The 3,993-nt window shown below is 69.3% G+C and carries 7 protein-coding genes and 1 pseudogene; 2 read left to right on the forward strand and 6 right to left on the reverse strand.

Going from position 1 to position 3,993, the window contains the following annotated elements:
- Both GRX66_RS17060 and GRX66_RS17065 read left to right on the forward strand, forming a co-directional pair.
- Window positions 1–1,165 (forward strand): annotated as a pseudogene (locus GRX66_RS17060) (hydrogenase iron-sulfur subunit); the annotation flags it as partial.
- A 2-nt stretch (window positions 1,166–1,167) separates the two neighbouring features.
- Window positions 1,168–1,791, forward strand: coding sequence for a TorD/DmsD family molecular chaperone (locus GRX66_RS17065; protein WP_159527588.1), 624 nt, complete (start codon window positions 1,168–1,170; stop codon window positions 1,789–1,791).
- A gap of 12 nt (window positions 1,792–1,803) precedes the next feature.
- On the opposite strand, the gene GRX66_RS17070 is transcribed toward GRX66_RS17065, so the two are convergent.
- From GRX66_RS17070 to GRX66_RS17095, 6 genes are all read right to left on the reverse strand, one after another.
- Window positions 1,804–1,959, reverse strand: coding sequence for a hypothetical protein (locus GRX66_RS17070; RefSeq protein WP_159527589.1), 156 nt, complete (start codon window positions 1,957–1,959; stop codon window positions 1,804–1,806).
- Between the two features lie 92 nt (window positions 1,960–2,051).
- The gene (locus tag GRX66_RS17075) at window positions 2,052–2,390 is read right to left on the reverse strand and encodes a hypothetical protein (protein ID WP_159527590.1); all 339 of its coding nucleotides are present in this window, start codon (window positions 2,388–2,390) and stop codon (window positions 2,052–2,054) included.
- The gene (locus GRX66_RS17080; protein ID WP_159527591.1) at window positions 2,390–2,530 is read right to left on the reverse strand and encodes a hypothetical protein; all 141 of its coding nucleotides are present in this window, start codon (window positions 2,528–2,530) and stop codon (window positions 2,390–2,392) included. The genes GRX66_RS17075 and GRX66_RS17080 overlap by 1 nt, the downstream gene beginning before the upstream one ends.
- On the reverse strand, window positions 2,527–2,784 hold the full coding sequence (locus GRX66_RS17085) for a hypothetical protein (RefSeq protein WP_159527592.1): 258 nt from the start codon (window positions 2,782–2,784) through the stop codon (window positions 2,527–2,529). Before GRX66_RS17085 ends, GRX66_RS17080 begins: the two co-directional genes overlap by 4 nt.
- Before the next feature lie 68 nt (window positions 2,785–2,852).
- Window positions 2,853–3,626: a DUF7124 domain-containing protein gene (locus GRX66_RS17090; RefSeq protein ID WP_159527593.1), complete on the reverse strand. Its 774-nt coding sequence runs from the start codon at window positions 3,624–3,626 to the stop codon at window positions 2,853–2,855.
- Window positions 3,623–3,993, reverse strand: a 371-nt coding sequence (locus tag GRX66_RS17095; protein ID WP_233745619.1) for an aldehyde ferredoxin oxidoreductase C-terminal domain-containing protein, incomplete at its 5' end; no start/stop codon positions are given. The genes GRX66_RS17090 and GRX66_RS17095, both read right to left, overlap by 4 nt.

Below are 3,993 nucleotides of genomic sequence, written 5' to 3' on the forward strand. Positions count from 1 at the left end.
TGCACCGAGTGCTCGGACGCGTGCCCGCACGGCGCGGTCGACCGGCCGACCGTCGACAGCGTGGAGTTCGACCCGGTCGCCTGCCAGTCCTGCGGCGCGTGCACGAGCGCGTGCCCGACCGGCGCCGTTCGCGCCCGGGAGCCCTCCAACGAGCGCATCGCCCGCGAGGTGGAAACCCTGCTCACGCCCGAGGACCGCTCGGGACTGGTCTTCTCGGCCGACGGCCTCGACACCGACGTCGTCGCGTTCGTCTGCAGCGAGCGCGCGTCCCGGACGCTCGACGCGTACGGCCGCCGCGCCAGAGAGGGCGAGGCGGTCGACTATCCCCCGTTGCTCTCCGTCGACGTCCCGTGCGCGGATGCCGTGGGCGAAGCCCACGTCCTGCACGCGGCTGGCGGCAGGCGCGGACGGCGTCGCCATCGTGGGCTGTGGCGGCGACTGCCTGCACTCCGGGCCGGACCCGAAGGCGGAACTCGTGACCCGGTTGAACCGGGCGACGTCGGACCTCGGCCTCGGGGAGCGCGTCGCCTTCTTCGCGCCCGCCCCGGACGACCCCGGAGCGTTCGCGGAGAACGTCGGCCAGTTCGTCGACGCCGGCATCGACGAGTCCCCCGTGCCGACGGGGCACGAGGCGACGGGCGTGGCCGACGGGTCGACGCCGAACCCCGAGTTCAACACCCACGAGTGGGCGCTGGAGAGCGTGCGCGCCATCCTCCCGCACGTCGACGCCGACGACGTGATCACCGGCCTGGACTCGTTCGGCCGCGTCGACGTGAACGACGACTGCACGTTCACGCCGACGTGCTCGAACCTCTGCCCGACGGACGCGCTCCGCCGCGAGGACGCCGGCCTGGAGTTCAACCACGAGCGCTGCGTGCACTGCGGGCTCTGCGAGGCGGGCTGCATGGAGGACGCCATCCGCGTGGACGGCGGCCTCGAGGTCGAACTGCTCCCCGAGCACAACGACGGTGACGCCTGGACAACGGTCGCGGAGGGCGAGATGCGGGAGTGCCGTCGCTGCGGCAAACCGTTCACGAGCGAGGCGTCAGCGGAGAAGATCAGCGACGAGGTCGGCGACGTCGTCGCGGGCATCGCCTCCGACACGACCGGCGACATCTTCGAGTACTGCGGGGACTGCCGCGCGAAACTCGTCTACGACAGGTGACCATGAGCTTGGACCAGCAGGCACTCTACGACGCGCGACTCGAACTCGTCGACTACCTCGTCGACGCACTGTACGACGTCCCCGACCCCGAGTTCGTCGAGCGCCTCCTCGGCGGCGGCCTCGACACGCCCGAGGAGTCGGTCAACGACGACCTCGACCGCGGGTTCGAGTACCTCCACGAGTTCGTCGCCGAGCGCGAGGGCGAGGACCCCGGGGACGTCGCCGACGACCTGAACGTCACGTACACGAAGCTGTTCGTCGGACCGCGGCCGCCCGTCCAGCCGCACGAGACGTACTTCCGGGACGACACGGACTTCCTGTCGACGGGGCTGGCGGAGGTCGAAGCGAGTTACGGCGCCGCCGGGTGGGGGGGCCACGACGAACTCAGCGAGGAGGGGGACTTCGTCGGCGTCGAACTCCTCTTCCTGCGCAACCTCATCGCTCGACAGCGCGCCGGCCAGACGGAAGCTGTCGGGTTCGAGCGCGTGTTCCTCGACGAACACCTCGCGAAGTGGGTCGACGACTTCGTCGACGCCGTCGAAGCCGAAACGGACGAAGCGTTCTACCTGGCGGCGGTGACCATGCTCGCCGGGTTCGTCGAACTGGAGCGCGACCTCGTCGCGTGACAGAAAGCGCGGTTAGTCGTCTTCGCCGTCCGGGTTCGGGTCTGCGGGGTCGACGTCCTGTTCGCCGACGTTGACCTGGCCGGCGCCGACAGCGTGGTCTTCGACCGTGTCGCCGTCGTACTGCATCGCCTCTCCGTCCGGCTCCCAGCCGGAATCCTTGTGTGTCATGTGTTCTCGTAGGGCATGGCCCGTGGAAAACGTTGTGGTCGGCACGGCGCAGGCGGCGGTGCGTACGGTAGACTGAGCCGGTTCGGCCTCCGTCACTCGGTCGGCGGCGCGTTCGGCGGGCGTTCCTCGTCGTAGGTGTCGAGGAACACCGTCGCGAACAGGTCTGCGTGCATCGCGAGCACTGCCTCCGGGTCGATACCGTTCGCCGCCGCCTGCTGCTCGAGGAACGCGGCGAGTTCGTCGCTTGGTTCGTAGTGCACCGTCTCGCCGTCCACGTCGAAGTCGACGGACTCCCGACCGGAGACGAGGTGTTCGACCTCGAGTAGCGCCTGCTCGACCTTCGTCTCAAGGGCGTCCTCCCGGTCCGTCATGCGTTTGTCGGCCCACTCGTCGGCCGCGTCGAGCAGTCGCTGGCTGGCGTCGAACTCCATCAGTCGCTCACTCCCTCGTTCTCGAACGCCACGCGCCACGCGGTCACGTCGCCGCAGACCGGGCACTCACGCGTGGTGCGGTTCGTCTCGCACCCCGGCAGGCGCGCCATGTGCTGGCACTCGGCGCACTCGTACATCATTCCGGTGGGAACGACTCCGGCGCCGGTTCGCTGCGTCCCATCTCGCTGTACGCGTACGCGACGGCGACGCCGAACCCGAGTAACACGAGCAACCCGACGGCGCCGCTGACGAACGGCTGGCCGACGTAGTCGCCACCGGCGTACGCCTGCATCTGGCCGACCACGTTGACCGCCGTGACGATGGCCCACAGCAGGACCAGCAGTGCGACGACCGGAAGCCACCCCGTGTTGGCTACCGCGTTTCGCGACACCATATCATGTAAATAGTTCGCACGGGTGAAAAATCATTCCCCCGGACCGGGCACGGGACCGACAGCCCGCCTCACTCGGACAGCGACCAGCCAGCGCGCTCCGCCGCCTCCTCGACGGCCACGAACTCCCAGTCGGCGTCCTCCGCGATCCACTGTTCGTCGTCGGTTCCGACGACCACCATCCGCTCCGAGTAGAACATCGAGTGCTCGTCGATGGCGGCGAGTCGCTCCGCGGGGCCGTCCCCGGAGCCGTTGAAGAAGTCGATGTCGAGCTGGTGCTCCCGGAGGAAGGCGTTGATTGCGTGCGCGGGCACGTCGCCGACCAGGCCCACCCAGTCCGACCACTCGTTGGTCTCCCCGAGCGCGAGCCGCGGGTCGGCGAGGCGCTGGACGGCCTCGAACGTGTACGCCGTCGCCATCTCGTCGACGCCACCGCCGTGGGGACCGCTCGCCGCACTCGCCTCGTCCGCAGTCCCCGCTTCCGTCTCGTCCCGCTGACCGCCACCCTCGTTCTGACCGCTCTGGTCAGCGGACGCGCCCGCGCCCGAACCGCCGCGGTCCTTCGGAATGCCCGCCGGGCTGCTCGACCCCTCCCGAGGGACGTGCGGGATGCGATTACCCTGGGCGTCGCCGGCCACATCGCCGCCAGCCTCGCTGTCCGTTTCCGCACCGGACCCGTGGCTCTCGTCGGACTGCGTCGCTGGACTCCCGGACCGGTTCGCGGCGGTCCCCCGGTCGCCGTCGATGTCCTCGGCGTCGTCGTCGCGCCACAGCCAGTCGCCGTCGTCGCCCCCCTCATCGTCGGTCTCTACCTCGACGTCGTCCAGGTCGATTCGCTCGGTCATGGTGCCACCTCCTGCAGGTCCAGCCGCGCCAGCGTCTCGTCGACCGGAACGCCCTCGCCGGTCCACCCGCGGGCCTCGTAGTAGTCGTCCAGCATCGCCTCGAACCGACCCGGGTCCAGGGCGGCGCCCGCTGCCGGGCCGTCCGGGAGCGGTTCGGTCATCGCGTCCGGGAGCGCGTCGTCGACGCGCTCGTGACCCTCGCGGAGATTGTACAGCCGCACGAGGTTCCAGACGCGCTCAATGGCATCAATAATTGATTGGGACATGTCCGCTCCCTTGATGATAACGTCAAGCGATGTCGTTGCTTCTTCCCCGGGATCGAGCGTGGTTAATGTGGTTTCGCTTGTAGCAATTTGTTCGTCCAAGA

The sequence above is a fragment of the Halobacterium bonnevillei genome (genome assembly GCF_009831555.1).
Classification (GTDB): Archaea; Halobacteriota; Halobacteria; order Halobacteriales; family Halobacteriaceae; genus Halobacterium; species Halobacterium bonnevillei.